The organism is Microvirga lotononidis (genome assembly GCF_034627025.1).
GTDB classification, from domain to species: Bacteria; Pseudomonadota; Alphaproteobacteria; order Rhizobiales; family Beijerinckiaceae; genus Microvirga; species Microvirga lotononidis.
In genome coordinates, this window is record NZ_CP141050.1 from 300500 (window position 1) to 325251 (window position 24752).

Annotated in this window: 33 protein-coding genes and 2 pseudogenes; 24 read left to right on the forward strand and 11 right to left on the reverse strand. The window is 61.2% G+C overall.

What is annotated here, in order from left to right; all coding sequences use genetic code 11:
• Positions 1–70: 70 nt before the first annotated feature.
• Positions 71–640 carry a PRC-barrel domain-containing protein gene (locus U0023_RS31065; protein WP_009489003.1) on the reverse strand — a complete coding sequence of 190 codons (570 nt, stop codon included), beginning with the start codon at positions 638–640 and terminating at the stop codon, positions 71–73.
• A gap of 382 nt (positions 641–1022) precedes the next feature.
• Here U0023_RS31065 and U0023_RS31070 point away from each other — a divergent pair, with 382 nt between their 5' ends.
• The 6 genes from U0023_RS31070 (at position 1023) to U0023_RS31095 (ending at position 5266) form a co-directional block, all read left to right on the forward strand.
• Complete coding sequence (locus U0023_RS31070) at positions 1023–1490, forward strand: low affinity iron permease family protein (protein ID WP_009489004.1); 468 nt, start codon at positions 1023–1025, stop codon at positions 1488–1490.
• Between the two features lie 79 nt (positions 1491–1569).
• Positions 1570–1911, forward strand: coding sequence for a cupin domain-containing protein (locus tag U0023_RS31075; protein ID WP_009489005.1), 342 nt, complete (start codon positions 1570–1572; stop codon positions 1909–1911).
• Positions 1912–2489: 578 nt separating this feature from the next.
• Positions 2490–2918 (forward strand): IS66-like element accessory protein TnpA, encoded by a 429-nt coding sequence (gene tnpA, locus U0023_RS31080; protein ID WP_040637810.1) that lies wholly within the window; start codon positions 2490–2492, stop codon positions 2916–2918.
• Positions 2915–3268, forward strand: a complete 354-nt coding sequence (gene tnpB / locus U0023_RS31085) for an IS66 family insertion sequence element accessory protein TnpB (RefSeq protein ID WP_009489007.1) — start codon at positions 2915–2917, stop codon at positions 3266–3268. Before tnpA ends, tnpB begins: the two co-directional genes overlap by 4 nt.
• Before the next feature lie 45 nt (positions 3269–3313).
• Positions 3314–4999: an IS66 family transposase gene (gene tnpC / locus U0023_RS31090; protein ID WP_009489008.1), complete on the forward strand. Its 1686-nt coding sequence runs from the start codon at positions 3314–3316 to the stop codon at positions 4997–4999.
• An 18-nt stretch (positions 5000–5017) separates the two neighbouring features.
• Positions 5018–5266, forward strand: a complete 249-nt coding sequence (locus tag U0023_RS31095) for a hypothetical protein (protein ID WP_009489009.1) — start codon at positions 5018–5020, stop codon at positions 5264–5266.
• Between the two features lie 460 nt (positions 5267–5726).
• On the opposite strand, the gene U0023_RS31100 is transcribed toward U0023_RS31095, so the two are convergent.
• Together U0023_RS31100 and U0023_RS31105 are read right to left on the reverse strand one after the other, a co-directional pair.
• Positions 5727–5942 carry a hypothetical protein gene (locus tag U0023_RS31100; protein WP_009490398.1) on the reverse strand — a complete coding sequence of 72 codons (216 nt, stop codon included), beginning with the start codon at positions 5940–5942 and terminating at the stop codon, positions 5727–5729.
• Between the two features lie 514 nt (positions 5943–6456).
• Positions 6457–7236 carry an NAD-dependent epimerase/dehydratase family protein gene (locus U0023_RS31105; protein ID WP_009489013.1) on the reverse strand — a complete coding sequence of 260 codons (780 nt, stop codon included), beginning with the start codon at positions 7234–7236 and terminating at the stop codon, positions 6457–6459.
• 505 nt (positions 7237–7741) lie between these two features.
• Here U0023_RS31105 and U0023_RS31110 point away from each other — a divergent pair.
• From U0023_RS31110 to U0023_RS35815, 10 genes and pseudogenes are all read left to right on the forward strand, one after another.
• Positions 7742–8329, forward strand: coding sequence for a PRC-barrel domain-containing protein (locus U0023_RS31110; protein WP_009489014.1), 588 nt, complete (start codon positions 7742–7744; stop codon positions 8327–8329).
• A 53-nt stretch (positions 8330–8382) separates the two neighbouring features.
• Positions 8383–8838 carry a CBS domain-containing protein gene (locus U0023_RS31115; RefSeq protein ID WP_009489015.1) on the forward strand — a complete coding sequence of 152 codons (456 nt, stop codon included), beginning with the start codon at positions 8383–8385 and terminating at the stop codon, positions 8836–8838.
• Positions 8839–8852: 14 nt separating this feature from the next.
• Positions 8853–9284 (forward strand): dienelactone hydrolase family protein, encoded by a 432-nt coding sequence (locus U0023_RS35805; protein ID WP_009489016.1) that lies wholly within the window; start codon positions 8853–8855, stop codon positions 9282–9284.
• A gap of 23 nt (positions 9285–9307) precedes the next feature.
• Positions 9308–9469, forward strand: coding sequence for a hypothetical protein (locus U0023_RS35810; protein ID WP_245272837.1), 162 nt, complete (start codon positions 9308–9310; stop codon positions 9467–9469).
• Between the two features lie 2 nt (positions 9470–9471).
• Positions 9472–10149 carry a phosphoribosyltransferase gene (locus tag U0023_RS31125; protein WP_009489018.1) on the forward strand — a complete coding sequence of 226 codons (678 nt, stop codon included), beginning with the start codon at positions 9472–9474 and terminating at the stop codon, positions 10147–10149.
• A 37-nt stretch (positions 10150–10186) separates the two neighbouring features.
• A pseudogene (locus U0023_RS31130) lies at positions 10187–10594 on the forward strand (YciE/YciF ferroxidase family protein); the annotation flags it as partial.
• A gap of 18 nt (positions 10595–10612) precedes the next feature.
• Complete coding sequence (locus U0023_RS31135; protein WP_009489020.1) at positions 10613–11074, forward strand: YbhB/YbcL family Raf kinase inhibitor-like protein; 462 nt, start codon at positions 10613–10615, stop codon at positions 11072–11074.
• Positions 11075–11135: 61 nt separating this feature from the next.
• Entirely contained in the window at positions 11136–11375 is a 240-nt protein-coding gene (locus U0023_RS31140) for a hypothetical protein (protein WP_040637813.1), read from the forward strand.
• A gap of 24 nt (positions 11376–11399) precedes the next feature.
• Positions 11400–11567: a sigma factor gene (locus tag U0023_RS31145; RefSeq protein ID WP_280940643.1), complete on the forward strand. Its 168-nt coding sequence runs from the start codon at positions 11400–11402 to the stop codon at positions 11565–11567.
• A gap of 57 nt (positions 11568–11624) precedes the next feature.
• The gene (locus U0023_RS35815; protein WP_407667468.1) at positions 11625–12086 is read left to right on the forward strand and encodes a sigma factor-like helix-turn-helix DNA-binding protein; all 462 of its coding nucleotides are present in this window, start codon (positions 11625–11627) and stop codon (positions 12084–12086) included.
• 579 nt (positions 12087–12665) lie between these two features.
• Here U0023_RS35815 and U0023_RS31150 read toward each other — a convergent pair.
• Together U0023_RS31150 and U0023_RS31155 are read right to left on the reverse strand one after the other, a co-directional pair.
• Positions 12666–12917: a hypothetical protein gene (locus tag U0023_RS31150; protein ID WP_009489023.1), complete on the reverse strand. Its 252-nt coding sequence runs from the start codon at positions 12915–12917 to the stop codon at positions 12666–12668.
• 21 nt (positions 12918–12938) lie between these two features.
• A complete protein-coding gene (locus U0023_RS31155) occupies positions 12939–13274 on the reverse strand; it encodes a hypothetical protein (protein ID WP_009489024.1) in 336 nt (111 codons plus the stop codon).
• A gap of 489 nt (positions 13275–13763) precedes the next feature.
• On the opposite strand from U0023_RS31155, the gene U0023_RS31160 reads away from it, so the two are divergent.
• The 6 genes from U0023_RS31160 to U0023_RS31185 all read left to right on the forward strand — a co-directional run bounded on the left by U0023_RS31160 (position 13764) and on the right by U0023_RS31185 (position 16696).
• Positions 13764–14279 (forward strand): hypothetical protein, encoded by a 516-nt coding sequence (locus U0023_RS31160; protein WP_009489026.1) that lies wholly within the window; start codon positions 13764–13766, stop codon positions 14277–14279.
• Between the two features lie 121 nt (positions 14280–14400).
• Entirely contained in the window at positions 14401–14907 is a 507-nt protein-coding gene (locus tag U0023_RS31165) for a hypothetical protein (RefSeq protein WP_009489027.1), read from the forward strand.
• 88 nt (positions 14908–14995) lie between these two features.
• On the forward strand, positions 14996–15217 hold the full coding sequence (locus U0023_RS31170) for a hypothetical protein (protein WP_009489028.1): 222 nt from the start codon (positions 14996–14998) through the stop codon (positions 15215–15217).
• Between the two features lie 295 nt (positions 15218–15512).
• Positions 15513–15719 carry a hypothetical protein gene (locus U0023_RS31175; RefSeq protein ID WP_009489029.1) on the forward strand — a complete coding sequence of 69 codons (207 nt, stop codon included), beginning with the start codon at positions 15513–15515 and terminating at the stop codon, positions 15717–15719.
• A gap of 81 nt (positions 15720–15800) precedes the next feature.
• Positions 15801–16085 carry an RNA chaperone Hfq gene (gene hfq, locus U0023_RS31180; RefSeq protein WP_009489030.1) on the forward strand — a complete coding sequence of 95 codons (285 nt, stop codon included), beginning with the start codon at positions 15801–15803 and terminating at the stop codon, positions 16083–16085.
• 353 nt (positions 16086–16438) lie between these two features.
• Complete coding sequence (locus U0023_RS31185) at positions 16439–16696, forward strand: hypothetical protein (protein ID WP_009489031.1); 258 nt, start codon at positions 16439–16441, stop codon at positions 16694–16696.
• Between the two features lie 2 nt (positions 16697–16698).
• Here the strand turns inward: U0023_RS31185 and U0023_RS31190 are convergent, their stop codons facing one another.
• Together U0023_RS31190 and U0023_RS31195 are read right to left on the reverse strand one after the other, a co-directional pair.
• Positions 16699–17343 carry a recombinase family protein gene (locus U0023_RS31190; RefSeq protein WP_009489032.1) on the reverse strand — a complete coding sequence of 215 codons (645 nt, stop codon included), beginning with the start codon at positions 17341–17343 and terminating at the stop codon, positions 16699–16701.
• A gap of 596 nt (positions 17344–17939) precedes the next feature.
• Positions 17940–18278 (reverse strand): hypothetical protein, encoded by a 339-nt coding sequence (locus U0023_RS31195; RefSeq protein WP_040637815.1) that lies wholly within the window; start codon positions 18276–18278, stop codon positions 17940–17942.
• Between the two features lie 542 nt (positions 18279–18820).
• On the opposite strand from U0023_RS31195, the pseudogene U0023_RS31200 reads away from it, so the two are divergent.
• A pseudogene (locus tag U0023_RS31200) lies at positions 18821–19219 on the forward strand (IS256 family transposase); the annotation flags it as partial.
• Between the two features lie 702 nt (positions 19220–19921).
• On the opposite strand, the gene U0023_RS31205 reads toward U0023_RS31200, so the two are convergent.
• The 3 genes from U0023_RS31205 to U0023_RS31215 form a co-directional block, all read right to left on the reverse strand.
• Positions 19922–20137 (reverse strand): HNH endonuclease signature motif containing protein, encoded by a 216-nt coding sequence (locus tag U0023_RS31205; protein WP_083861264.1) that lies wholly within the window; start codon positions 20135–20137, stop codon positions 19922–19924.
• A 337-nt stretch (positions 20138–20474) separates the two neighbouring features.
• Entirely contained in the window at positions 20475–20618 is a 144-nt protein-coding gene (locus U0023_RS31210) for a hypothetical protein (protein WP_009489035.1), read from the reverse strand.
• Positions 20619–21520: 902 nt separating this feature from the next.
• Positions 21521–22744, reverse strand: a complete 1224-nt coding sequence (locus U0023_RS31215) for a lanthionine synthetase C family protein (protein ID WP_009489037.1) — start codon at positions 22742–22744, stop codon at positions 21521–21523.
• Positions 22745–22998: 254 nt separating this feature from the next.
• Here U0023_RS31215 and U0023_RS31220 point away from each other — a divergent pair, with 254 nt between their 5' ends.
• Positions 22999–23304 carry a hypothetical protein gene (locus U0023_RS31220; protein WP_009489038.1) on the forward strand — a complete coding sequence of 102 codons (306 nt, stop codon included), beginning with the start codon at positions 22999–23001 and terminating at the stop codon, positions 23302–23304.
• 159 nt (positions 23305–23463) lie between these two features.
• Here the strand turns inward: U0023_RS31220 and U0023_RS31225 are convergent, their stop codons facing one another.
• Positions 23464–24669, reverse strand: a complete 1206-nt coding sequence (locus U0023_RS31225) for an IS701 family transposase (RefSeq protein ID WP_009490397.1) — start codon at positions 24667–24669, stop codon at positions 23464–23466.
• Between the last annotated feature and the right edge of the window lie 83 nt (positions 24670–24752).

Here is a 24752-nt window from a genome sequence, read left to right on the forward strand (position 1 = left end):
ATTTTTGCGCTTCTGAGGCAACAGTAGAAAGCTGGAGGGGCGCTGAGCCCCTCCGTCACGATCAATGCTTCTACCGAGCGTATTTGAACTCGGGAGCCGCCTTTAGCTGATCCTTGGTCATGGTCGTTGTGAGCATCGCATGATCGGGCGCTGAGCGGTTCGCGGCAGCAGCGGTCCGGTCCGTCGCCACTGTGCCTGTGGTGGTCGGCGCAGTCGGACTGACAGTGCCAACAGCTAGAGGCTCGTTCACGAACTTGATCTGGTCGAACGGGATGGCCACGTCCCGTTCGCCGAGGCCGAGGAACCCGCCGACGCCCACCACCACGGCCTGGATTGTGCCGCTGCTGTCCACGATCAGTTCGCTGATGTCGCCAATCTTCTCATTGTCCTGGCTGTAGACGTTCAGGCCGTCGAGCTTGGAGGCCCGCCATTGCCCCGGCTGCTCCTGGGTCATCCAGTTGCCAGGGTCCATGCGTACTGGTTCCTTCGCGCCGAAGCTGGGGTCATCCGCCGAAGGTGCAGGCATTGAGCGTGCGGGAGGAGCGGTGGTCGAGCCTACGGACGGATTGGTTTGGGCCAGAGCCGGGACTGCGATCAGGGTTGTACCAAGAAGAACTAACGCAAGATGCTGTGCAGCCATGTGTTCCTCCATCGTCTTGTCTGCGCTATGCCGCGCATACCATAATAACGGGAAGCTAAGCCCTTCGTTCGGCTAAACTTTCTTTCTTGAGAGGGAGGGGCTGGCCCAGGTGAAGCAGCATTTCCCTCGAGAGCATGTTTTCTCCTGAACCTTGAACCGCGTCCCAGAACGGGGTTTTGTTGGCGGCGCTCGGTCAGTCTTGACGTCAAATCATGGCAAAGCTCTCCAAGCATTGTCGCTTAGCGGCCATGTCCCCGCTTCGCCGGACCAGCGCACAGGATTGAGCGCCACGCTTGCCTTATCACTCGCGTGGGCTGACAATCGGCTCTTGAGAGCCGCCGCAGCACAGCCGTCTGTCGCGGCTCCCGCGACGGAGGCGCAGATGTCGCTGTCTCGCAGCTTCAGTGACCTGGCCGAACATGTGGCGCATGCGACCGGCAAGCCGATCACCTTCGCCCTGTGTGTGATCGTGGTGTTGCTCTGGGCTGTGACCGGACCACTGTTCCAGTTCTCTGATGCGTGGCAGCTTGTCATCAACACGGGCACCACCATCGTGACGTTCCTGATGGTGTTCCTGATCCAGAACACCCAGAACCGCGACGGAGCAGCGGTTCAGACCAAGCTCGACGAATTGATCCGGACCAGTGCGGCCCAGAACAAATACATCGGCATCGAGCATCTCACCGAAGAAGAACTGAACGAGCTTCGCAAGCACCGTGAGGCACGGGCCAAGAAACTGAAGGGCGCAATTCAAGCTGCCGATGCCGCAGAAGGAGCAGTGAACCAGAAAGCCGCCCAGGCGGCTGACGAGGCCACCAGCGGACCAGTGCCATTCAAACCCCGCAAGTGAGGGCCGATCCAGAACAGAGCGGCGGACAGGCCGTCGCGATTGCGATGCTTCTTCACAAGGCTGAGCACAGGAGAGGGAGATGGCCGACACAACGGTGACCAAGGTAAGCAGCGCTCATTCGCCGACTGGCAGCCAAGGCGAGGTGTATCTTGCGTCTGGCAAGCGAGTATCGATGCGGCTCTGGCGCGATGAGGAGCCCACGCAGGACAAACCCAAGCACAGGCACGAGTATGAGGTGGTTGGGTATGTGATTGCAGGCAGAGCGGAACTGGAGATCGAGGGCCAGACTGTGCGGCTGGAACCGGGAGACTCCTGGGTCGTGCCCGCAGGGTCTGAGCATACCTACCGTATTTTGGAGACGTTCACCGCAGTCGAAGCGACTGCTCCTCCTGCTAAGGTGCATGGCCGCGAAAAGGCGTAGCGTCCCTCGAGTTTTGCCCTCGCTCCTGCGCAAAGGCAGGGCATTCATAGGTTCATAGGGTTTGGCAACGTAAATAGTTGTGGTTGTTGCCCGGTTTCGAAAATAGCATTCCGCCACGGAAGTTGCATTGGGCCGCCGTCTTTATTGGATCCCCTGTGTGTGGAGCGACTGGAGCAAAGAGAGCCCTTGCGCCACATGGACTGCAAGGGCTTCAGAGGGTATTGTCAGCTTAAGCGAGTAAGAGCCGCTTGAGGTCATCACCCCCGACCCAAAGCCATTGAAAATACGTTACCTGCCCGAGCCGGAAAACCGCAAAAACTAAGGAAAACGCGTTAAGTTGACAGTGCCAGCCAGCCGGATCATTGAACACTAATTAATGCGGCTCATGTAAGCACCTGTCCTGATGCATCCGCAGATCGGGCCCCGGCAGGTTAACGCGCTCGAAGCTCTGATGGTGCCAGAGTGTTATCTGCGTGCTCGACTAAATGGTACGCATCCGAGGAAGGACGCATTGCGCTAGTGAGTGAGACTGTGGATGGTCTGTCTATATAGACGTCAATATAGACAGTGCTTTAGCCATGGACATGATGGATGCTCGCCCGGGGCGCGTCAGCAGGATGGAGATCGTCGAGAGCGGTCGCCGGCGGCGGTTCACTGATGAGGCGAAGCTGGCGATTGTGGCGGAAAGCTATAGCGGCCTGCGCCAGGTCACCGCAACGGCGCAGCGCCATGGGATCACGCGCTGGCAGTTGAACGGGTGGCGCAGGGCCGCGCGGGAAGGAAGGCTCGTCAGCCGTTCGACGGACGGCTTTGTTCCGGCACTGATCGTTCCCGCGTCTCGTGGTGCAGTCGCGCAGCCTGCATCGGCTGCACCTATGCAGCCTCTCACACCCGACCACGGTCGCATGGAGGTCATGAGCGCGAACGGCAGGCGTGTGATTGTGGACCGGGATGTCGACGTTGAGGTGTTGCTGCGGATCATACGTGGTCTGGAGACGTTGCCATGAACCCGTTTCCGATGGGTCAGGCTGTGAAGGTATGGCTGGCAACCGGGCATACCGATATGCGCTGTGGCTTCCCCACTCTGGCTCTTCGGGTGCAGGAGATTTTGAAGCATGACCCTCTGGGCGGCCACCTTTTTTGCTTCCGGGGGCGCAAAGGTGATCTGATCAAAGTGATTTGGCATGACGGCCAGGGAGCCTGCCTGTTCACGCGAAAATTGGAGAAAGGCCGGTTCATCTGGCCCAATGTGGAGGGCGGCGCTGTTGCGATCTCGCCGGCGCAGCTGTCTTACTTGTTGTCCGGAATCGACTGGCGCAATCCGCAGGAAACCTGGCGTCCGACACGGGTTGGGTAGCATTATTCGATTGAAAAGACAGGGAAATTCTGTTCGAATGGCGTCATGCCGTCAACGCCTGTCGATCTTCCAGACGACCTTGTGAGCGCCTATCTGGCGCTGCTGTCCGAGCGTGAGGGGTTGCAGGCTGAACGGGATGTCGTTGTCGCCGAGAGGGACAGGGCTGTGGCGCAAGCCGCCAAGGCGCAGGCCCTGTTGTCCGACAGCGAGGCCCTGATCGCCAGTCTGGAACTGGCGATCGAAAAGCTGAAGCGCGAACTGCACGGCCAGCGGTCTGAGCGCGCGGCGCGACTGATCGACCAGCTCGAATTACAGCTCGAAGAACTGGTGATGGCCGCGACTGAGGATGAAGTTGCGGCGCAAGCCGCGGCCAGGAGCTCAAACGGGCGCTCCTTTGTGCGCCGGCGGCCGGTCCGAAAGCCCTGGCCGGAGACGATCGAGCGCGAACGTGTGGTGATCTCTCCCCCGGCGACCTGTGCCTGCTGCGGCGGCTCGCGCCTGGCGAAACTGGGCGAGGACATCACCGAGACGCTGGAGGAGATCCCGCGTCGGTTCAAGGTGATCGAGACGGTCCGGGAGAAGTTCACGTGTCGGGACTGTGAGGCGATCAGCCAGCCGCCGGCGCCGTTCCATGCCACGCCGCGCGGCTTCATCGGCCCTCATCTGCTGGCGACGATTCTGTTCGACAAGTTCGGCATGCACAGTCCGCTCAATCGCCAGAGCGCCCGGCTCACCTGCGAAGGCATCGCGCTGTCGACCTCGACGCTGGCCGATCAGGTTGGGTTTGGAACCTCCGCTCTCAGGCCGGTCTTCGATCTGATCGAGACGCATGTCTTTGCGGCCGAGCGCCTTCACGGCGACGATACGACCATCCCCATCCGGGCCAAAAGCAAGTGCACGACTGGACGGATCTGGACTTACGTGCGGGACGACCAGCCGTTTGGTGGGCCTGCGCCGCCAGCCGCGGTCTACTACGCCTCAGGTGACCGCCGCGGCGAGCATCCGCAGAAACACCTGGCCGGGTATGGCGGCATTCTGCAGAGTGACTGTTACAATGGCTTTGAGCCGATCAGTGTTGCCGAACAGAAAGCGGTGCCCCTTACCTTTGCCTTCTGCCACGCGCATGCGCGACGGAAATTCTTTGAACTGGCCGATATCGAGAAAAGGGCTCGGGATCGCAAAAGAAACGGCAAGCCGATCTCCCCGATCGCGTTGGAGGCCGTCAAGCGGTTCGACGCGCTGTTTGACATCGAGCGTCAGATCAACGGCTTGAGCGCCGCGGAACGACTGGCTGTGCGGCAGGAGAAGAGCAAGCCGCTGTTCGATGACATGCACGAGTGGCTGAAGCGGGAGCGTGCCACGCTCACGCGATCGTCCGAGGTGATCGGCGCCATCGACTACATGCTGAAGCGCTGGGATGGCTTTGCCCGGTTCCTGGAGGATGGCCGGGTGTGTCTGACGAACAATGCCGCCGAACGGGCCTTGAGAGGGATCGCCCTGGGGCGCCGCAACTGGACCTTCGCCGGGTCCCAGCGCGGGGCGGATCGTGCCGCCGTCATGCTCACCCTCATCACGACCTGTCGTCTTAACGACGTCGATCCAAAAGCCTGGCTCGCCGACGTACTGGCCCGGATTGCCGATCTTCCTGTCGCCCGCCTGCACGAATTGCTTCCCTGGGAATGGAAAAGGCTACGGCAGGCCGAGAACCCGGCCTCCCAGCTGGCCGCGTGACAGAAAAGGGACCGACGAATGGGATATCGCAACTCAACGCTGTACACGCTGAAATACGTGGCTGACATGCTCGGCGAAGACGAGGACGTCCTGCACGAGTGCTCGATCGAAATGTTCCCGGAAGACGGCCGCCTCAGTGCCTACGACAACTACCCAGCCTCCGAATTGACCGAGCACATTGTCCTCTTCACCGAGGATGGCATCGAGAACCTCAAGTACATCATCGAGGCTCGCAGGACCGTCGCATCACAAAAAGCCGCCCCTTAAACCTGCACCAACGTTAGCCACGATCCCATCGACGCGCGAGGCCTGATCCTGCGGTCTTCCTCGGATGCGTACACTAAATGGGTGAGGCGTTGATGTGGAGGGGACTTCCTGCTCCAGTCATCCGGATCCAGCCGGGAGGGTCGCTTGCCGGGAAGCTCTGGTCAGAGTCGCGGTCGACCGGATCAAAGCTCTCACCCCGGGGCGTGTGCGGCCAAGGTCGTGACGATGTCGATCCCCGAGGGGAGCATGCCAACCAGCGGGCACATGTCTGCAACTTTGAGGAGGAGGTCACGTTGGGTATCCGAAAGTGGCCCGACAAGATCAACGCTTCGCTCGATGCGGTCGGAGATCTTTCCCGACGGTCGGCCGTCCGCACCTCTCGGGTGAGTTTGAGAATGGGTGAGGCGCACAACAACTTGTTCGAGAGGCCAGGCCTTACGCCGAGCGAAGGCTCCCACGATCATTTACGTACACGCCCCGAGCGCCGCCAGAAGGTACTGATAGGGATCAGGGCCGGCGGCTTGTCCGCCAGCGCCCAAGGGCGATCGGCGTGCAGGGTATGGTCACCGGCGAAGATCACTCGTCCGAATGCAGTAGGCTCCAAGTTCGTAACGATAGCCGTATTGCTGCTGCCTTCTGCCTCGCGCTCGAGGGGGCCGAGTGGAGTGATCTGCATCTGCGATCTCCTTCAATGCGAACGCATCACTTCGATACTTTCTAACTGTGAGTGATCTCGACAACATGCCTGATTACAGCACTATACCACTTCTCGCAGTCGCGGGCCCGTGTTTGGGCAACCGCTGCAAGAGATCGCTGGCAGGCGCTGGTTTCGGCCAAGAAGCGCACCAGTCCCAGGACGTGATCGAGACGTTGGGGCGGGACCGGCCGGCGCATAGTGAGCGCGGCCCTCTGTGCATGAGCTTGCACCAATCCACCTGCCTCGCAATGCCCGCACCTACGCGAGTTTCAGTCATCAGCTCCGGCCAGGGCGCCAGATCGACAGGATGGTCCAGAGGGTTCAGTAAGCCTGTGCACGGATATGAGAGTCTGCCTTTTAGGCCTGAGACGTCAGCCCCATCCTACTTGTCGATAGGCCGCGAGATACTCAGGGACGATCGTCTCGAGCGCTTGGGGCTTGACACCAAGGTCACCAAGCGTCGGCCCGGAACCGCTGACCACCTTGTCGGTCCTCAGCAGCCGGACCTGATCGCGAGTGAGCGGCGCATGGGGGAACACCTGCAGCAACCAGCCCAACAGCTCAGCCGCCCAGAACCGCAGGGACACCAGCAGCGGCCGGGCGCCGATGGTCGCGCAGACAAACTCAAGCAGCTCTTTGAAGGTATAGACCCGGGGGCCGCCGAACTCGTAGGTTTGGCTGCGGCTGGCGGGGTTTGCCAGAATGGCCCAACGCCCGCCACCAAATCCTCAACATAGACGGGCTGAAATCGCGTTCGTCCGCTGCCGATCAGCGGCAGCGCCAGCGCGGCAAAGCCGTTGAAAAAGTGATCGTCTGGTCCGTAAACCAGGCTGGGCCGGATGATCGTCGCCCCGAGGAAAGCGGCACGCACCGCCGCTTCGCCGGCCGCTTTGGAGCGGTCCGCCAGCGCGGGTGCCGTGCGGCTGGCCCCAAGCGCCGACACGTGCACCAGTTGCCGGACCCGCAAGCGCCCAGCGGTGGCGGCCACCCGGCGAGCTCCCTCCTCATAAAGGGCCGTGAAGGTTTGCCGGCGTACCTGCGAGAGAATGCCGACCAGGTTGATGACCGTGTCGGCTTCTTGGATCGCCGCCTGCACCGCCGCATCATCGAGAATGTCGGCCGCGACGTATTGGATCCGGGCCAGCCTCGGAGGCTCTGCTGTGGTGAGCGGATGGCGCGCCGCGATCCGCACGGACGCTCCCGTTCTGGCGAGATGCTCGACCAAGTGCCGACCGAGAAAGCCCGACCCGCCGAAAACCGTGACGTGCTGCATCGCTGCCGCCGTGCCCTACCCGGATCAATGCAAACCTATTGGCATCAGTTCTGACTAACTTGGCCCTCCGCTCACGGATGGCAGAGCCTCTCTGCGCGGTTGATCGGATTCTATCGACTTGAGGGGCGGTTCAATGGGCGGAGGCTGGTTGAGGCGCGTCAGGCTTTTGACATTGGACTGGGGCAGAAGCGTCTTGAGCAATCGGATCAACGTCGCCGGTGAAGAGAGCCCCATCGGGCCGTGCCGTCTTCGAGACGGCTCTGCCACTGGCCCAGGATGCCGAGTTCGACGTCGCCGTTCTCGATCTGAATGGAAGGCTCAGCTATCCCGTCGCTGCGGTAATCCGCGGCCGCGGGATCCCCATCATCTTCGCAACCGGTATGGCGGGGCTGGACTGCCGGATTTCTGATTCTCGCGACCGGACCCGAAGGACCAGCCTTTGCGTTATCATTTCGATCATGAGTTGATGCCCAGAGGCGATCCATCCCGAGCAAGGGAGGTGCTCATGAAACGAACCACGTGTTACGTGTTCCACTCGACAACGGCACCTGATCTGCGCGGGATCACCGGCGATCCGGACGGTGCCACGCTCCCCGCTTCGGACGGGCCCTGGAACCGTGAGCGGCAGATCGATCCAGACAGGCCTTGGCCCCTCGACGTCAACGAACACGTCGTGGAGTTCGGGATTCTGGAGAACGGCTTCTATCTCTGGGGTCTGATCCCCCAACATGCCTCATCCAAGCCTGTCATCGAAAGTGACCGTGTCGAGGGCACCGCAGTGTTCGATCTCCAGGGGCATCGGATCGGGGCCATCAAGCGGCTGCTGATCGAGAAGGTGAGCGGCCGGGTGGTGTACGTCGATGTGACGTTCGGCGGCTTCCTGGGTGTTGGTGTCCACCATCACACCATTCCATGGGAGAAGCTCACTTACGAGACAGGACTTCACGGGTATCGCACCGACATCACCGAAGAGCAGGTTCGTGGCGCTCCCGCCTTCCATGGCGAGGACGAGGTCTGGCCCGACAAGAAGCGTGAGCAGGAGCTGTGGGATTATTGGCGCGACCTGCCCAGGGGGCAGTCTGAACCGCCGTAACCAAGCCTGGCAGAGGCGCTCAAGAAGAGGAAGCCAGGAAAGTCAGTGATGTCATGACACGGGACGTGCGGCTGATCGAGCCCACCCAGACCATCCGCGAGGCGGCGAAGCTGATGGCCAAGATGGATGCCGGCATCATGCCCACCCGTGAGGGTGATCGGCTGGTCGGCATGATCACCAACCGGGATATTGCGGTCAGGGTCGTCGCCGAAGGGAGGGGACCCGAGACACCGATCCGCGAGGTGATGACGCAGGACGTGAAGTATTGCTACGAGGACGACGACACGGAGAACGTCGCTCGCAACAGGGCTGACATCCGGGTCCGCCGCCTGCCGGTGCTCGCCCGGGACAAGCGCCTGGTCGGCATCATCTCGCTCGGCGACATGGCGGTGTCGGACGAGGCTGGCAAGGCCGGCGAAGCCGTAGCCGGCATTTCGCAGCCTGGCGGTCAGCACAGCCAAACCGGCAGTCCCCCAGCCCTGAGTCTTGGTACAGCGAGATCGGCATAGCCCGGACACTTGCCATGACAGGCGGGAACCGCAACGCGCCGTTGGACCAGCGGAACGACCGGTCTGAGGTCGAGGTCTCGATTGCGCCGCTTAGCCTGCCGGGAACGCTGGTGCATCCGGCAGCCGGGCAGGGCATTGTCCTGTTCGCCCATGGCAGCGGCAGCAGCCGCCTGAGCCCGCGCAACCGGCTGGTGGCCGAGCGCCTGCAAAGGGCAGGGCTCGGCACGCTGCTGTTCGATCTACTCCAGCGTGAGGAGGCGAGCAACCGCGGCCACGTCTTCGACATCCGCCTGCTCGCCGAGCGGCTGGCGCTTGCGACGGACTGGGTTCGCTCCGGAGAGTTGCGCAACAGGCCCATCGGCTATTTTGGGGCGAGCACGGGCGCGGCCGCCGCCCGGATTTGGCGGGCGCAGCGCTGCCGCGGGTCCGGGCGCCAACGCTCCTGATTGTTGGCGGCGACGATCATGGGGTGATCGATCTGAACGAGGAACCACTTGAGCAGCTCACCTGCGAGAAGCACATGGCGATTGTGCCCGGGGCCGGGCATCTGTTCGAGGAGCCCGGCACGCTCGATCAGGTGGTGATCTTGGCACGCGGTTGGTTCGTCCCGCGCCTGAGCCAGAGAGGTTGAACATGCAGCCGGATGATCTGAGCTTTCGCAACCGCGCCGAGGCCGGCCGCCAACTCGTTCCGCGTCTGATGGCCTTTGTGGCTGAGAACCCCATTGTACTGGCGCTTCCACGCGGCGGCGTACCAGTGGCATTCGAGATAGCCCAGGCTTTGCAGGCACCGCTCGACCTCATCTTCGTGCGCAAGATCGGGGCTCCTGGCCACGCCGAATTCGGCCTCGGCGCGGTGGTCGACGGCGCCCACCCCCAGGTCGTGCTCAATGAAGAGGCCCTTCGCCACGTCAAAGTGCCGCCAGGCTACATCGAAGACGAAACCGAACGGCAGCTGAAGGAGATCGAACGGCGACGCGAGCACTATCTGGCGGGCCGGCGCCCGGTCGACGTGGAGGGGCGTATCGCTATCGTGGTCGACGATGGGATCGCCACGGGCAGCACCGTTCGGGCGGCCTTGAAGGGCCTGTCCCGTGCCCGGCCGGCCCGCCTTGTCCTGACCGTTCCGGTCGCGCCACAGGACACCCTCGCGCGCCTCGCGAGCGAAGCCGACGAGGTGATCTGCCTGATGACACCAGAGGAATTTTACGCCGTCGGCGAGTATTACGATGACTTCCGCCAGATCTCGGACCGGGAGGTCATGAGGCTTCTGGACGAGGCCCAACGCTGGAAAAGGGAGGATGTCCCATGAACGTCACCAGTCTGCGTGACCTGTACATGCCGAGCTCCAGGAAATCCGCAGCGTCGAGGAGCAGCTCGTCGCGGCTCTGCCGCGGATGGCCGATGTGGTCGGCCATGCCGAACTCAGGCAGGGGATCCAAACCCACCTGGAGGAGACCCGCGCGCAGCAATCCCGCGTGGAGGAGATCCTGCGCCGGCACAAGCCCGAGCCGCGCGAGCACGTCGACCAGGCCATAGTCCAGGACCGTGGTCTGCGCGATGCCGGCATCATCGCCTCGACGCAGCGGGTCGAGCACTACGAGATCGCGGTGTACGGTTCGCTTGCAAGCTGGGCCAAGCAGCTCGGGCTAGACGAGGATGTGCAGGCGCTGTTGGCCATCCTGGAGGAGAAACGCACGGACGGGCGGCTGAGCCTGCTCGCCAAGCGCATGATCAATCCGGATGCCGCGACCTAACGCTGAAGGAGAGGAGCCATGTCGCTTACCATCACTAGTCCGGCTTTCCGGGACGGCGAGGTCATCCCGATCCGGCACACCCGCGACGGCGAGAACCTGTCGCCGCCGCTGGCGTGGCGAGATGCTCCGCCCGAAACCAGGAGCTACGTGCTGATCGTCGAGGATCCCGACGCGCCCTCGGGTACGTTCCGGCATTGGGTGTTGTACAACATTCCAGCTGGCGAAACGGGCCTGCCGGAGGGAACATCTGCCCAGGTTCTGCGCGGAGCAGGGGAGTGTGTGAACGGGTTTGGGAAAACCCGCTATGACGGTCCCCAGCCACCAAAGGGTCATGGGCCGCATCACTACCATTTCCGCTTGGCCGCCCTTGATGCGCCAAGGCTCGACATCCCAGCTTCGACAAGGGCCGAGGACGTCTGGGCGAAGGTGCAGCCCCACATCATCGCCGAGGCGGAGGTGGTCGGCGTCTACGAGCGGTAAAGCTGATGAGGCGCCAGGGTGTTGTCGGTCCTGCAGGAGACTGCGTGAGCTTGCCACAGGCTTGCAGGTTGATGTCGCAAAGATCGGACAACATCTCTTTCTTATGGCTGGCTCCAAGTTCAGGCCACCCAACCCCATTGCTCTTGGCGACGTGGTCCGGGAGCACCTGGGACAACAGTTGCGTGGCGTCTATTCCGACTTGATGGTCTCCGATCTGCCTTCGGATCTGGTCAGGCTGATCGGACGCCTGGAGAATTCCATCCGGATCCCCCACGATCCGCATGATCCAGGCTTCGTCTAGGATCTCCTGAACTCCATCTGTCACCTGCGTGCCTTTGCTATTTCGCTCACCCATGACGTGAACCGTGCGGAAGACCTGTTGCAGAGCACGCTGCTGAAAGCCTGTGACCGGCGCAACCGGTTCGAGCCGGGCACCTGCCTTCAAGCCTGGCTCTTTACGATCCTGAAGAACGACTTTCACACCGAGCACTGAAAACGGCAGCGGGAGGTCGAGGATGTCGAAGGCGCCTATGCCGCGGGCCTGATTGCACTGCCGGAGCAGCTGGATGAGCTGGAGCTCCAGGATCTCTTGCAGGCACTGTCGAAGCTACCAGCGTGGCAGCGCGAGGTCCTCCTGCTGGTTGGTGTGGAGGGCCTGAGCTACGAGGAAATTGCCGCCCGTCAGCATGTCACGGTGGGCACCGTCAACAGCCGGGTCAACCGCGTGCGTCACCATCTCGCACAGATCCTTAGTCTGGGACCAGATGATGCCATCGGCAGCCGGTTCTCGCACCCTGAGCGGGCGGACGCCGAGGCGCAGAGAGCTTGCATCACCTCGGTTGATCTGGGAGCAAAGGCATCGCATGAGCGTGCGTGTAGTCCGGTTCTCGGCGGTCCTTCTGACCACTCTCGCTCTGGTCCCGGTCGGAGGGCACGCCCAACCGGCTCCGGATCGGCAGGCCTGTGCGAGGGGCGAGGCTCAAGCCATCATCGGGCAACACTACTCGCCTGAGCTGGCCGAGAGAGCCCGCCGGGGCAGTCGGGGCTCGCGAGGTCCAAACGATCGAGCCGGGGCGCGCCTACACGACCGACCTCAATGCTGATCGGCAGAACATTGAGGTGGATCGCGCCGGCATCGTGATAGGCCTCCGCGGCGGATGACGTTCCATCAGCATCGACTGCTTCGAATGTGAGTCCAGCCCTCCTCTGGTTCGGTTCGTCGAGCGCGGCCCGGCTGTCTCCTGCCGTCTTCGCGATCCATCCAAGGTGCTTTCGGCTACCGCATCCATCCTTCCAGGCTGCAGATCGCCACCATGACGAGGACGGCGCCACCAAGGAGGACGATGTCGTGCCATGAGCCCAGGTCGACCATGAACTGTCCCCTGACGTGGATGAAATGGAAGCCGCAACTCTCCTCCAGAACGCCAACTCTTATTGTTTGCTCTGTGCCATCGCCGACCACGCGGCGGTTCGTTCGCCAAACCTGCCTCGCCTGATTGCACGCTATAGCCCGGCGGGCGTCATGATGGGCCTTTGGGACAGCCCTCAGGCGCCAAACCGGACCGGTCCAGAACCTGTTCCGCGGAACGGTTCAGGTCTCGGCGAAGCGAACAAACGCCCGCAGACCGGCGATCAGCAGCGCCCTCTGATCGGCCGGTAGGCCGGGGTAGGTGGTATCAACCAGAGCTGTCAGCTCCTCGCGGCCGGGCCGGCGTTCCCGGATCTCGTTGACCCACATGACAATCTCCGGCGCTGTGCTCGCGCAGGACGGGCACGCGTCGATGATTCCGTTGGCGAGTTCGCTGATGTGGTCGAGCGGGGCAGCGTCAGGGGCGATCGGCATGGCGGATTCAGGAGGCGTTTGTCACTTCGGCTCAATGGACTGATCGCCGCCAGGCGATCCTGGAGGCGGGATGACCCGCGTCGTGCCGGGATTCGGCACCGGCGGGCGGACCGCCATGTCGGAGGCGATGTCGGCCGGCGGGCGGATCATGCCGTCTGTACGTTCCAGTTTGTCGCTCAGCGGCGCGGTCGAGCGACCCACTGAGCCGGTGGAGCGGGGATCCTGTGGCCCGGTGCTCTCGGTTTTGAGCGTCTCGGAGGTCTGAGGCTGGCCCTGTGCATGTGCCAGGGGCGTGCTGGCGACCCCGCCAGCCATGACGATTGTAGTCAGCCAAAGCTGTCTTGGTTTGAGGCGCATGTGTGGCCTCCCTAAACTCATGTTAAGCTCTGTTCTCCAACGCGGCCTCACCGGCCACCGTTCCCCTGATCGTCTGGTGGCGGACGCATTCTTCTCAACACCCCTGTGTCGCTCGTCCGTGTACATCAGCCACGGATGCCTCAGAGGCCGACACGTCAGGGCGCTGATCCGAGGCTGGGCCTTGAGGATCGGGCCTGGCCACGTCCGATGCCCGAATGCGGGTCCTCCAGCCGCGCCATACCTCGATCATCTCCTGCCGCAAGGGTGGCCTCGGCTTGGGCAGGGCCTGCCAGATGAACAGCGTACAGGCCTTACCGACCGCAAGGATGATGGCCATCCCATAAAGAAGGATCACCGGAGAGAAACTCTCGGTCATTCATCCCCCTCCTCTTCGATCATGAGCCAAGATGCTCGCTCGTTCCGTCGGATCGACAGCAGATGTCAGACGCATCTATAGTATCTAGGGCTGGGTTAGGATGGAGGCAGGCGATGACGCTGTCTCTTGCGCTCGCATTTTTCTTGGCAGCCACACTCGGTGCGGATGCCGCCCCGGCAAAGTCGAAGACGACACCCAGAGCTGGTCAGCTCGCCCAGACAGTTACCGTTTCCGGGGAATGCACCCGACTGGTTCAGGCCGGGCAGCCCGTCGCGGGATGCAAGAACATCCTGGTGAATACGAACTACAGCACGGGCGTGAGCGGGTATTGGTTCATGACCGGCAACAGCATTGTGTCCTTTGCCGGCGACGGCGCCCGCCGGCTTGAACAAGCCTCCGGCCATGTGATCCAGTCCATCGAGCGGGTGTTCCTGACCGACACAGCGAAGCCTGCCCAGGAAGAGGATGCTACGGAGGAGACAGCAATCGGCTTCTGCCGTTTTAGCGATATGACCGAGAGAGGCTCGACGATCGAGTGCGTGGCCCATACCCGGGCAGGTCTGTATGAGGGAGCGTTCGTGACCGACGGCAATCCGCCAAAGCTCGACACATTCCAGCTCGGTCGATAGCCGCCCAGGATTAGTCCGGTGCGAAACGAGGGGCCGGATGAACGTGCGCCCGATCGATTGACAGGACTAGCGCCCAAGGAGCACCCTCTCCACGTGGGGGTGCGCCACAAGGATGGCTACGATGGACCGCTTCGACCACATCCTGCACTGGAAGCTGAAGCAAGGCTCGCACACGTTCCCGGGCCAAGACGGCGGCACCTGCATCAACGAGGCGGCCGTTGTCGCGGCGGGCTTTCCGTACCAACCGGTCGGGTCGGTCGAGACCATGCCGGACTGCTTCTCGCGCCCGATCTGTCGGTTCGCGATGCACCTGAACGATGAGGCCGACGATGAGGAGCGGCAGCTCCTGCTGCCGTTCGTCACCCGCCTGGCCTGTGCCGATACACCACCGGTGGAGCAGGAGCGGGAGGCCTACATCGCCGCGCGCTTGAGCTGGCGTCTATCCTTCCGGGACCGGCTGGCCATTCTCGAAGGCGCCCTCGCGATCGGCCGGCCGGCTGACATGTCGAGGCCGGAGGTGATCAGCAGCCGGATGGCGACAGTCCAGCAGAATGCGGCAACAGCCACCTCTGTGGAGGAGTATCCTCTGTGCTCCCAATTCCAGGGGTGGTTCGCTGGTATTTTTTAGGAGCTAGTCGCGGTTGCCACTGCGCGGGGCTCATTCACGAACCTGATCTGGTCTGGGCTGGCTGTCTTTCTGACAGGAGATCACGCCCATGAAAACTCTGACGGCTTTCAAGCTCGTTCGCATGGTTCAGGACGAGCACCGCACCGAAGCCGAGTTCGAGGGAACCGGAGCCGAAGGTGGACAGGAGGTCACCCTGATCCTGAACAACATCGATGCCCAGGAGGTCGATTTGCACGTCGGCGAGCGCTACACGCTGGACATCCAGCGGTTCAATCCTGAGGAGAGGATCAGCGCAAGGCCTGAGCATTAGAGCAGCGAACGGTTTGTCGGACCCGCTTCGCTCCCATTCCTTGCCGGGAGCCATGCTACTTCCGCTGCGGCGATCGGGGGAGGGCAGGTCAGGAGTGAAATGCGGACCTTCCCACGGTCATGCTGTAGGACAGACCATGACTCGATAAAGACTTAAACGAAGCCAACTCCGCTCCAAGCGACTGTTCGGTGCCACGCGCGCGCTAGTGCGGCTCCTGTCCTGTGGTCTGCCATCCTTTGAGATCGTATGCTCGTGCTCAGGCGTTGGGTAAGCTCTCATGAGGAGGTCTTTTCCCATGTCAGGCCATGCCATTCACATCAAGATCGATGGACGAACCTACGCGGGCACCTACCAGATCGACCGCAAGATTCTCACCGTCACAACGCCCTACGGCCGGAAGTCGGCTGAGATCGCCCCGCGGGTGGCGCACGACACCCTGGCCCACCAACTCTTGCAGGAACTGATCCAGCAGGAAAAGGCCCGCAAGGGCTCGACCCTCTGATCGTACGCCATCTCGGTCAGTTCTGGGATCTCGCCATCCTCTCGTGGAATATCCTAATAAAAGGACACGAAGGAGCAGACCGTGACCGCAAAAAGCACCTCACCCCTGCAGGATACGCTCCTCCAGCACCTGCGCGACGGCAACATCGAGGTGACGATGTTCCTCGTGAACGGGATCAGGCTTCTGGGCTGGATCAAACGGTTTGACAGCTTCACGGTTCAGCTTGTGCGAGGCAGCAGCTCGCAGGTCGTCTACAAGCATGCCATTTCGACCATTCTCCCGGCAGAGCCGATCCCCCTGTTTGTTCCGGAAGCCGAGAGTGACGATGATCGGTCACACCCGGATCTGGAACACAAGGTACAATAAGCGCTCACCCGAGATAGGATCGTTTCATCACCACCTTCCAGGTGCTCAGGATTCCAGCGGCAGGGACTGCTCGAGGTGTCGCTTGCGACGCGATTGCCGGTGATCGGATCGAGAACAGCATGCCTGCGCACCAGCATCGTGATGCAAATCTCCGAGAGGGTGGGAGTTGGAGTAGCGCAAAGGCCCTTCCTTGTGCGTGAACAGGCACACAACCTCCGTAAACTCAGCCCCGTTCAGACCAATCCCAACGTGGCTTTTTCATGCCCATAACCCGTATCACTGGAGCAACGCTTCCCTGGAAAAAGCTAGCGCAGCGGGCATCTACATTATCCTGCCTTGACGGAGAAGTTGCCGTGGATGTGGTCGTGACGCCTGCGGAGTTCAGACCAGGCACTTGGATATTGAGCGATAGGCTCCAGCGCCCTCTTGGAACCATTACGGAAGTCTCTCTGTCCCTCTTTATCATCCATGCAGAGGGCAATCCTGGGCTGGCGGGAATGGAGACTGCCACCTTCTCCTCACTCGACAGCGTCATGTCGGCCATCGCGAAACATATGAAAGGTGAGTGTCAACTTTCCAGCGGCGTGGATAACGTGAAGTTGCGTGGCTAAGATCAAGGCCCAACCCACCTCATCCCCCCTGCGACAGTCCTATCGAGCACCCGCCGCACCTGTTCGCGGCTCCATGCGCCACCGCGGGCCGTCCTGAGCCCCTTGGCATTCAGTCCCTCGGCGATCCGCTGGAGCGTGACAGTACCAGAGGTCCGCAGCTCCTCGATGATCAGAGCCAAGTCCGTGGCGCAGCTCCGAGCCTTGGCCTGGCGTGTCGCGAGGCTAATCGCCCGGGCCTTGGCAGCGGCCAGAGCGCCCTTGGTGCACTTGGAGATCATCCTCCGCTCCTCGTCCACCATAGCCATGATGCCGACCGTCAGACGACTGGCGCTTTGCATGTCGGCCGCCACGAAATCCACGCCGGCCTTCTTCAACCCGAGCAGGAAATGCGCATCGCGGCTGAGGCGATCCAGCTTGGCGATGACAAGGGCGGCCTGGTGCAGGCGGCATAATCGCAGCGCCTCAGCCAGCCTGAGCCGGTCAGCCCGCTTGCCGCTCTCGATCTCCAGCACCTCGGTGACGAGCTGCCATTGCCCACCGTTCAGGTAGTCGGCCACCGCCTGGCGCTGCGCCTCCAGCCCGAGATCGCTGCGGCCCTGCTTGGCCGTGGATACCGGCAGATACGACACGAACCGGCCTTCGGCCATGGCATCCTCCCTCGTCGCATCTGAAGCAATGTTCGTTCGTTGCGGCGAAGGTGACATCCCCAGAACCGGTGCCAAGGGTGCTCTTACCCATGAGAATGTTAGACGGGGCCGGGTTGTCGGTTCATGCTGGGACGATGCGAACCGTGATCCTCGTTGCTAGCCTTCTCAGCGTCGCTCCTGCCACTGCTCAGGAGGCTCCGTCGGTGTGGCGAGATCCTGAAGGTGGATGCACCTACCTCAAGCTCGGGGACACCCTCAGCCTCCGCTATCAGCGGGATGGGCTGCCAGACTGTCCCGATGCGAGACAGGAGACAAACCCATCCTTGTCTCCTCCTGACCAAACAGGCTCAATCACCCATGATGATGTTCGGGATGTCACACGGGCCATCGAAGGACTGACCCGGAAGCTTGATGAACTCAGGCGAGAGTACGAGCGCAGAGGGCGCTTCTAGCCTGATCTCGAGAAAGTTGCGGTCTCCTCAGAAACCGTGACAAGACGACCTACAGTGCGTGAGTAGACAATCGACCCAATATGGCTTTTCTAATGGGAATGCTCGTATGCCTTCTCGCCTGGCTTGATACCGATTGATATTTAATTAGCGACTGCTGCCACTAACGATCCCCCGGGCCACGGTGCCTCGAGGCCCATACTCCTTAAGTATCCCAGAGCAAGCTTTCGCCTTGCCAATCTCATTATATTGCTTCCACATTCGATCCATTATCTCTGGCAGATCAGGATCTGTGAAAGCAGAGACCACAGGGTTGCCTGACACTCGCTCAATGTGATCTGCTAGCTTTTCCAGATTTACTTTGTAACCACAAATCTTCTCACCGTATTTTGTGCTGACGATTGGGATCATGCCAGCTTGATTATCTTGTGCCCACACGGGCCCTGCGAACCCCAAAGCAATTACCGGCAACACGATTCTTTTCATGATACTTTCCTGTCGAGTGTGAGCGGACCTCGCGGCACTGTACACGGATGGAGGTAAATTTCAGCGCATACGGGATCGAAGCCGAGCGCCTTATAGGCATCCGAAAAACGCGCCTGCACTGCTCCAGAGCATTCCATCGCACTCAGGGTACCGGCCGGGAGAGAAGGTCTGTAAGAACTCCATGAGGCCGCTGTGGGGTGGAAGTGACCCACTGATCACCCCCTTGCAGCCTTTGAAGCGCGAGCCGGGTGGCGCTTCGGCTCGGGCGTGACCTCGCGCGTGACTCGATCCCGTTTGGCGCCGCGCCTGGGGTGGCCTGGATCCGTGGGTCGCGGCTGGGTGGCTTTGTCTATACCGGAGGGGTTGAAGGGCGGGCGCGGCGGCAGGTGCCTGGGTAGCGTCCCGGGACGTGGTGTAGGAGCAGGCCGCGAGGGCGGCGTGCGAAGCTCCCCATAGCGCAGCATGCCGCCCGGGAGGTGGACATCGCCAGTCTTCGGTTAGAATTCGGGTTGCGACACCTGATCCTGACCCCGGAGACGACGATGACCGACGAGAGAATGGCCCTGATCGAGCTGATCGAAAAGGGGGCCGATGCCGATCTGATCCGCGACATGCTCGCCTTTGCCGCCGACCGCCTGATGAACCTGGAGGTGGAGGCCCTGACCGGCGCCCCGGCTGGCGTGCGCGGTCCGGATCGTCTCACTCACCGCAATGGCTATCGCGAGCGCGCCTGGGACACCCGCGCCGGCCGGATCGATCTTGCCATCCCCAAGCTGCGCAAGGGCTCCTACTTTCCAGTCTTTCTCGAGCCGCGTCGCATCGCCGAGAAGGCGCTCATCGCCGTGACCCAGGAAGCCTATGTCCAGGGCATCTCGACCCGCGCCGTGGACGATCTGGTCAAAGCCATGGGCGCGTCCGGCATCTCCAAGAGCCAGGTCTCACTGTCCTACTCCGCAATGTCTGCATTCCCCTTGCAGGCCATCCGTTCGCCCGCGAAATCAGCGAAGCGACCGGCGCCCCCCTCCGGCCATAATTCAGGCGCACGCTACTTAGTAGCATTGTGGCGTATGGAGTTCGCTCATGGCCGACCGAACGTTCTTTGTGGCCTTTAAAGACGGCCGATGGGAGTACTCTCACCATGAGAAGCACTTCGGCCCATATAGCTCGAAAGCCCATGCCATGGGCGAGGCGGTAGCAGCGGCAAGCGAAGCAGGACGCTTGCATGGGCACGCTCGGGTTATGGCCGCGGATGAAGACGGCCACATCTATACTGCTTGGACGTATGGTACTGATGCACCCTCTTGGATACTTAAATAGGGCTAAGATCCGGGTCCCCTTGCCTTGACTAACATCCGATGCAGATGCCGCGCGTGATGCTCTTTGTCTTCCTATCCCATGCGCGTTGTTGTTCATCAGCCTTTCGACGGGCGGCACCAGCTGCCGAAGACTCCTCCGCCGAGTAAGTCTGCGCTACCGGCTTTTGCAGTGCAGTTCCGGTGGCTGTCTTGTCATTGGCAAGTGCTGCATGCGACAACACGGCCGAAGTAATGATAACGACGATCGGGAGAACCCGCATTGGAATGTTCCTTCCGGAGCTCTTCAGGCTGCCCCAGAGTCACCATAGAGGCATTCGCTCGAGTCTCCTAACTTGAAGGCCATCCATCCTCTCCCACAGCCTGGAAGCGTCCTCGCTCCTCTCGTTGCTTGTCTCCGTTATGGTGCGGAGCGCAGAGGCTCTGCCAGTTGCTCGTATCCCAGAACAACTGCTGATCGCCCTTATGGGGAATGATGTGATCGACCACGGTTGCCGGCGTTACTCGCCCATCCTTCTTGCACATGACGCACAGGGGATGGCTCATCAGGTAGGTCTTGCGGGCTTTGTCCCAGCGTGTGGTGTAGCCTCTCTCTCGGGCTGAGCCTCTGCTCTCTCTTGGCCTTGACTAGAAGTTGAAGGGCTTGAGCATTCAGGCAACGTGAGGGCGGGTCAAGCACTTGCGCCTTACTCTGGGCTTCCCGTAACCGAGCTTCGGGATGATCACCTTGATCGTCAAGGTAGGCATGTCGCCCATCTGACCACCGTATACTCGGCGCTCACGACACCTGTCATGGCCACGCAGTCAACGAAGATACTCGGGCGGCGCTTTCCCTCACGCTGAAGGAGGGTGACGTCAGAACCAGGGCGTTGCATGTGCTCCTTTAGGTGAGCTTCAGTTCCCGCTTTATGGTCTGCCAGTTGTCGAACTGGATCATGTGCTTCTGCTTCTTCAGCATCTCGGAGCGACGTAGCTCTTTCAGGTTTTCCCTGAATGAACGGGTGAGGAAGCGACGACGGATGTCCATGGCGCCCTCAAATAGACTCGTTGCTACGATATGTGGAGAAATCAGCGGGCCTTTATCTGACCGTTGACCTTTTGGGCGTACTTTCGCCTCGCAGGTTTTTCCAGCCTTGAGGTAGACATGCGCGACGGAGTGCCGACCAGAAGAGAAGCTACGAGGCAGCTGTTTTTCTGGTCGCTGAATCGGCTCGGCCTCCTCTCCGGCGCGCTCCTGTGCCTGTCGGGCATATTCTACATCCTGGGCTAAGCTCTACCATAATAGCTCCACCGTCGCGATCGAGCCTTTCAAAAGGCGTATTGTTCGCCTAAGGTATCGGGATCAGCGGCTCCCTAGTCGACCGCTGCCCTTTTGGGCGCAATCTCGCACCTCGAAGCTTTTCAGGCTCAGAGGTGTGCTATGAACAATTCTTCTAAATCAGCGCAACCCTACCAAGCCGTCCTTGTGGACCCATCAACTGGGCTCGCTACGATCAAAACTATGGTTTGGGACACCGAAGTGCAGGCTCGAGAGTGGGCCTGTAGCCTCGCGCACACCTGCCGTGTCGAACTCTGGTACAATGAAAAGATGGTTGGTTGCTGCACGCCACCAGTTGGTCCAGACAATCCCAATCCCGCTTGAAGATGGTCGGCACCCTTTCTCCCCTACCAATATGAGGCTCTGTTATGCCCGTCGATATGCCACCAAGTAGAATGCCGTCACGCTCACATGAAGCTACGTTCAATCTTTGGTTTGACCGCTCATTGAACTGGCTAGCTGTACTTGTACTCGCTTCGATATGCGGATGGGCTTATCTGCTTTACGCTCCAAGCCTCTAAACGAAGGAGACCCAGCTCCTCAGCCATGCTCTCTTCCACGTAGAGGTCGAGGCGATCAACAGGCTGTTCCTACTGTCTGAACGCTCTTGTTTAAAGCACGTCGACAGTGGGGAACCTTGCCTTTTCTTGAATACACTCCCAGAGGAAACAAGCCAGCCCGATATCCCCTGTCCACAACGAGAAACGGCGGCGCCCGAACTGAGAAGCTTCAGCGTCGCTTTGCATGATAGCGTGCATTGCAAACGACCGAGCTCTATCGAGCCACCTGCTATCCCCAGTCCGGTCGAAGAGCTTTAGAAAAGCAAATCCATTGCCCGCAGTTCCATGGCAGAGATTTGATCCCTTCGCCAGTGGACCGGCGTTCCAAGTCAACTCACCGCCACCTAAGAGCAACTCATCGATGGGCTGGTCTAAACCAGCGAGAGCCGTCACCATTCCAGGAGCTCCATGGCAATGCTGAACTAAGGGAGGGGCGTCGGCCCGCTCGGCTCCTGCCCGTGGGGCCCAATTCACACCCTGCGAGCTTCTGATCGCTGTAACTTCGAGAGTCCGTGCAATCTGAGTTGAAAGTTGAGTCCAACGCCCTTCGCCTAAGAGGTCTCTTCCCTTATTCAGAACGTAGGCGTTCCCGGCATATCCGTGCACGGGACCAAGGTATTGCCCGCTTCTGCCATAAAGGATCTGTGTCCATATATGGCAGCCTACTCGCTCATCATATGCGAACGAAGCCTCGAGTGATCCAGCTCCTGCGCAATAAAGATCTCGCCACTTGGCCGAGTTGGTTGACCGGTACACTTCGAGAGCAACGAGCATCGTGCCCGGAGCTCCCCACATAAGCTCTAACGATGGATCGTCTGTATTCTTCGCAACCGTATCTGCGAGGTGTAACAGGATCTCATCAGACAGCGAGATCTTCCAGTCTGTGAACAGGATGCCAGCGTCGCCCAGCAACCACGAACGGGTTTGCCATCCAGTCCCAAGAGCCTTTCGCCATGCCTCGCTTTCAAGCATTTGGCGGTTCCGGCGCTGAATGTCTGGAAGGAACTCGGCGAAACACCTTCCTGGGCTTGCTGCACCCTCTCGAACTAGATGATCGAGCCCCCACACTACGCCAGCAGCGCCGAAATAAAGTGGTGTATGTGGGCCCGTCTCATTTCCTTCTTGATCGTTGGGATGGATGGGCCACAGCTCTTTCGTAGTGAAAGTATCGCGAGTGTCTGTGACGATGCGCTCGATGGCATCCCTAGCGACACTTGGATCCCATACAATGGCCTCGATTGGCTGGTGACGAGATGGGTCGAATAGTGCCGCCATTGCCGCTACAAGTTTACCTGAGGGGGCCTTTGCGAGGACTTCATATCACTCCCTCTAAAGCTCAACCACCATATTCTGAGCCCAACGATCCTCGTCGACCTTATGACGACAGATCTCTATCATGAGACAGCTGTCGTCTCGGCGGCAGGTTTCGCGATTGGGTATGAGGAAAGATGAACGCTTAGACAGAGGTATATTCAGAGTGGGTTCACTCCTTCGGGAGCAATCTCTGTGCATCCCTTGAGGAGGGTAACATGTTGAAGAAAGTGGTCTTTGCTCTCGCGCTTTCCGCCGCCGGCTTCGGAGCCCAGGCAGCCTCTGCGAACCCGCTAGGCAGCCCTGCCGTGATCCCCGAGGCTTCGCGTGCTTTGGTGCAGAGCATCCAGTACTACGACCCGCCTCGTTATGAGCGGCGGTACGAAGGCCCACCGCGTGGCTACTATGAACGTCCGTACTGGCGCCGCGGCGATGGCCCTCCGCCATGGGCGCGGCCCTGGTGGCATCGCAGTTACGAGCGGCCATACTGGGAAGGGCGCGAGTACTACGGCCGTGGCTGGTGAATGAGAGACTGAGGCTCATGAAAAAGCCCCGCGCGATCATGTCGCCGGGCCTAATACTACAGCCGGGATTTACGTCGGCGGCGGGTGCGTTGGCGCCAGTGACATTCGCGAGCGCGCTGCTGATGCCGCCGGCGCCAGACGGACCAGTGCTCGACCGCCTCAACCGAAGGCGGCCGCTCCCACACCAGATGCCAGAGCAGCCGCCGCACTTCGGGCACGGTGAACGGCAGCAGCCCCGCGGCCTGCACGACGGGGGCTTCTCCCCCCGATGGCGTGCTGACGCACGATGGTGAGATAGGCATGCGCCAGCATGGAGAGGGTGATGTGCCGGTGCCAGCCCGTCCACGAGCGCACCTCGTATTCGTCCAGTCCGGTCTCGCCTTTAGCCTCCTCAAAGCAGCTCTCGATCCGCCAGCGCATTCCCGCAATCTGCACCAGCTCGGCGAGAGAGGTCTCTTCCGGCGAACGGGTGAGATAGAACGTGAACTGATGCGGCTGGCCCTTCTTGCGGCGGATCAGCAGGCCGGTCTTCCAGCCCGGCACCGGCGGCGTGCGATACGGCAGATAGGCCCAGTCATACAGCCGCGGGCCCTTGGCCCCATCACCCGCACTCAGGCGTTTCCACCCTCGCGCCGGCACATCCTCAAGCCAGTCCTCGACAGGCTTGAACCCGAGCCGCTGGGCCGAGGTGACCGCCAGCACGTAGCCGCGCCCGTGCGCCTCGATCAGGCGCCGCGTCTGAGAATCGGCGCCGTACACGCAGTTGCCCACCACCCACCGGCAGGGCACGCCGGCCTCGAACGCGCGCTTGAGCATCGCCTGTCCGAGCTTCGGCTTGGTGGTGAAGCTGATCTCCTCCGGCACGCCCGCTTCCGCACGGCGGGCCGCATCGAAGGCCCAGGTCTCGGGCAGGTACAGCGCCCGGTCGATCAGCGCATGGCCATGCCGGCTGGCATAGGCGAGGAATACTCCAATCTGGCTGTTCTCGATGCGGCCGGCGGTGCCGGAGTACTGGCGTTTGACGCCGGCCGACTTGTCGCCCTTCTTGAGAAAGCCGGTCTCATCCAGCACCAGCACGGCGTCAGGATCGCCGAGATGCTCGACCACATAAGCCTGTAGGTCATCGCGGACCGCATCGGCATCCCAGTGCATGCGGGCGAGGAAATCCTGCACGCCATCCGGCGTCATGTCGCCGGCGGCTTCCGCCAGGTGCCAGCCGTTCTTGCGCTCGAGCGGCGCAAGCAGGCCCTGCAAATAGGCGCGGGCTCGTCGGCGCGGCTCGACCCGGCTGAACCGGGGAGCAAGGCGGCTGCACAGATCATCCAACTGATCGGCCCAACGATGGACCTCGCTTGTGCGCGTCATGGCCTGACACCTCCGTGTCAAAGACAACGCACAAACCCCGCTGTAGTCCCGCTGTAGTATTAGGAGGCATTGTTTGAGATCTA

Coding starts and splice junctions, on each gene's coding strand:
- U0023_RS31095 (WP_009489009.1), top strand. CDS start 5,018: ATGGGATATCGCAACTCAACGCTGTACACGCTGAAATACGTGGCTGAC.
- U0023_RS31195 (WP_040637815.1), bottom strand. CDS start 18,278: ATGAAAAGAATCGTGTTGCCGGTAATTGCTTTGGGGTTCGCAGGGCCC.
- U0023_RS31075 (WP_009489005.1), top strand. CDS start 1,570: ATGGCCGACACAACGGTGACCAAGGTAAGCAGCGCTCATTCGCCGACT.
- U0023_RS31150 (WP_009489023.1), bottom strand. CDS start 12,917: ATGCCGATCGCCCCTGACGCTGCCCCGCTCGACCACATCAGCGAACTC.
- U0023_RS31190 (WP_009489032.1), bottom strand. CDS start 17,343: ATGGCCGAAGGCCGGTTCGTGTCGTATCTGCCGGTATCCACGGCCAAG.
- U0023_RS31065 (WP_009489003.1), bottom strand. CDS start 640: ATGGCTGCACAGCATCTTGCGTTAGTTCTTCTTGGTACAACCCTGATC.
- U0023_RS31125 (WP_009489018.1), top strand. CDS start 9,472: ATGCAGCCGGATGATCTGAGCTTTCGCAACCGCGCCGAGGCCGGCCGC.
- U0023_RS31155 (WP_009489024.1), bottom strand. CDS start 13,274: ATGCGCCTCAAACCAAGACAGCTTTGGCTGACTACAATCGTCATGGCT.
- U0023_RS31210 (WP_009489035.1), bottom strand. CDS start 20,618: ATGGACATCCGTCGTCGCTTCCTCACCCGTTCATTCAGGGAAAACCTG.
- U0023_RS31205 (WP_083861264.1), bottom strand. CDS start 20,137: ATGAGCCATCCCCTGTGCGTCATGTGCAAGAAGGATGGGCGAGTAACG.
- U0023_RS31110 (WP_009489014.1), top strand. CDS start 7,742: ATGAAACGAACCACGTGTTACGTGTTCCACTCGACAACGGCACCTGAT.
- U0023_RS31105 (WP_009489013.1), bottom strand. CDS start 7,236: ATGCAGCACGTCACGGTTTTCGGCGGGTCGGGCTTTCTCGGTCGGCAC.
- U0023_RS31170 (WP_009489028.1), top strand. CDS start 14,996: ATGAAAACTCTGACGGCTTTCAAGCTCGTTCGCATGGTTCAGGACGAG.
- U0023_RS31215 (WP_009489037.1), bottom strand. CDS start 22,744: ATGGCGGCACTATTCGACCCATCTCGTCACCAGCCAATCGAGGCCATT.
- U0023_RS31225 (WP_009490397.1), bottom strand. CDS start 24,669: ATGACGCGCACAAGCGAGGTCCATCGTTGGGCCGATCAGTTGGATGAT.
- U0023_RS31100 (WP_009490398.1), bottom strand. CDS start 5,942: ATGCAGATCACTCCACTCGGCCCCCTCGAGCGCGAGGCAGAAGGCAGC.
- U0023_RS31165 (WP_009489027.1), top strand. CDS start 14,401: ATGGACCGCTTCGACCACATCCTGCACTGGAAGCTGAAGCAAGGCTCG.
- U0023_RS31220 (WP_009489038.1), top strand. CDS start 22,999: ATGTTGAAGAAAGTGGTCTTTGCTCTCGCGCTTTCCGCCGCCGGCTTC.
- tnpA (WP_040637810.1), top strand. CDS start 2,490: ATGGACATGATGGATGCTCGCCCGGGGCGCGTCAGCAGGATGGAGATC.
- tnpC (WP_009489008.1), top strand. CDS start 3,314: ATGCCGTCAACGCCTGTCGATCTTCCAGACGACCTTGTGAGCGCCTAT.
- U0023_RS31160 (WP_009489026.1), top strand. CDS start 13,764: ATGACGCTGTCTCTTGCGCTCGCATTTTTCTTGGCAGCCACACTCGGT.
- U0023_RS35805 (WP_009489016.1), top strand. CDS start 8,853: ATGACAGGCGGGAACCGCAACGCGCCGTTGGACCAGCGGAACGACCGG.
- U0023_RS31135 (WP_009489020.1), top strand. CDS start 10,613: ATGTCGCTTACCATCACTAGTCCGGCTTTCCGGGACGGCGAGGTCATC.
- tnpB (WP_009489007.1), top strand. CDS start 2,915: ATGAACCCGTTTCCGATGGGTCAGGCTGTGAAGGTATGGCTGGCAACC.
- U0023_RS31175 (WP_009489029.1), top strand. CDS start 15,513: ATGTCAGGCCATGCCATTCACATCAAGATCGATGGACGAACCTACGCG.
- U0023_RS31070 (WP_009489004.1), top strand. CDS start 1,023: ATGTCGCTGTCTCGCAGCTTCAGTGACCTGGCCGAACATGTGGCGCAT.
- U0023_RS31115 (WP_009489015.1), top strand. CDS start 8,383: ATGACACGGGACGTGCGGCTGATCGAGCCCACCCAGACCATCCGCGAG.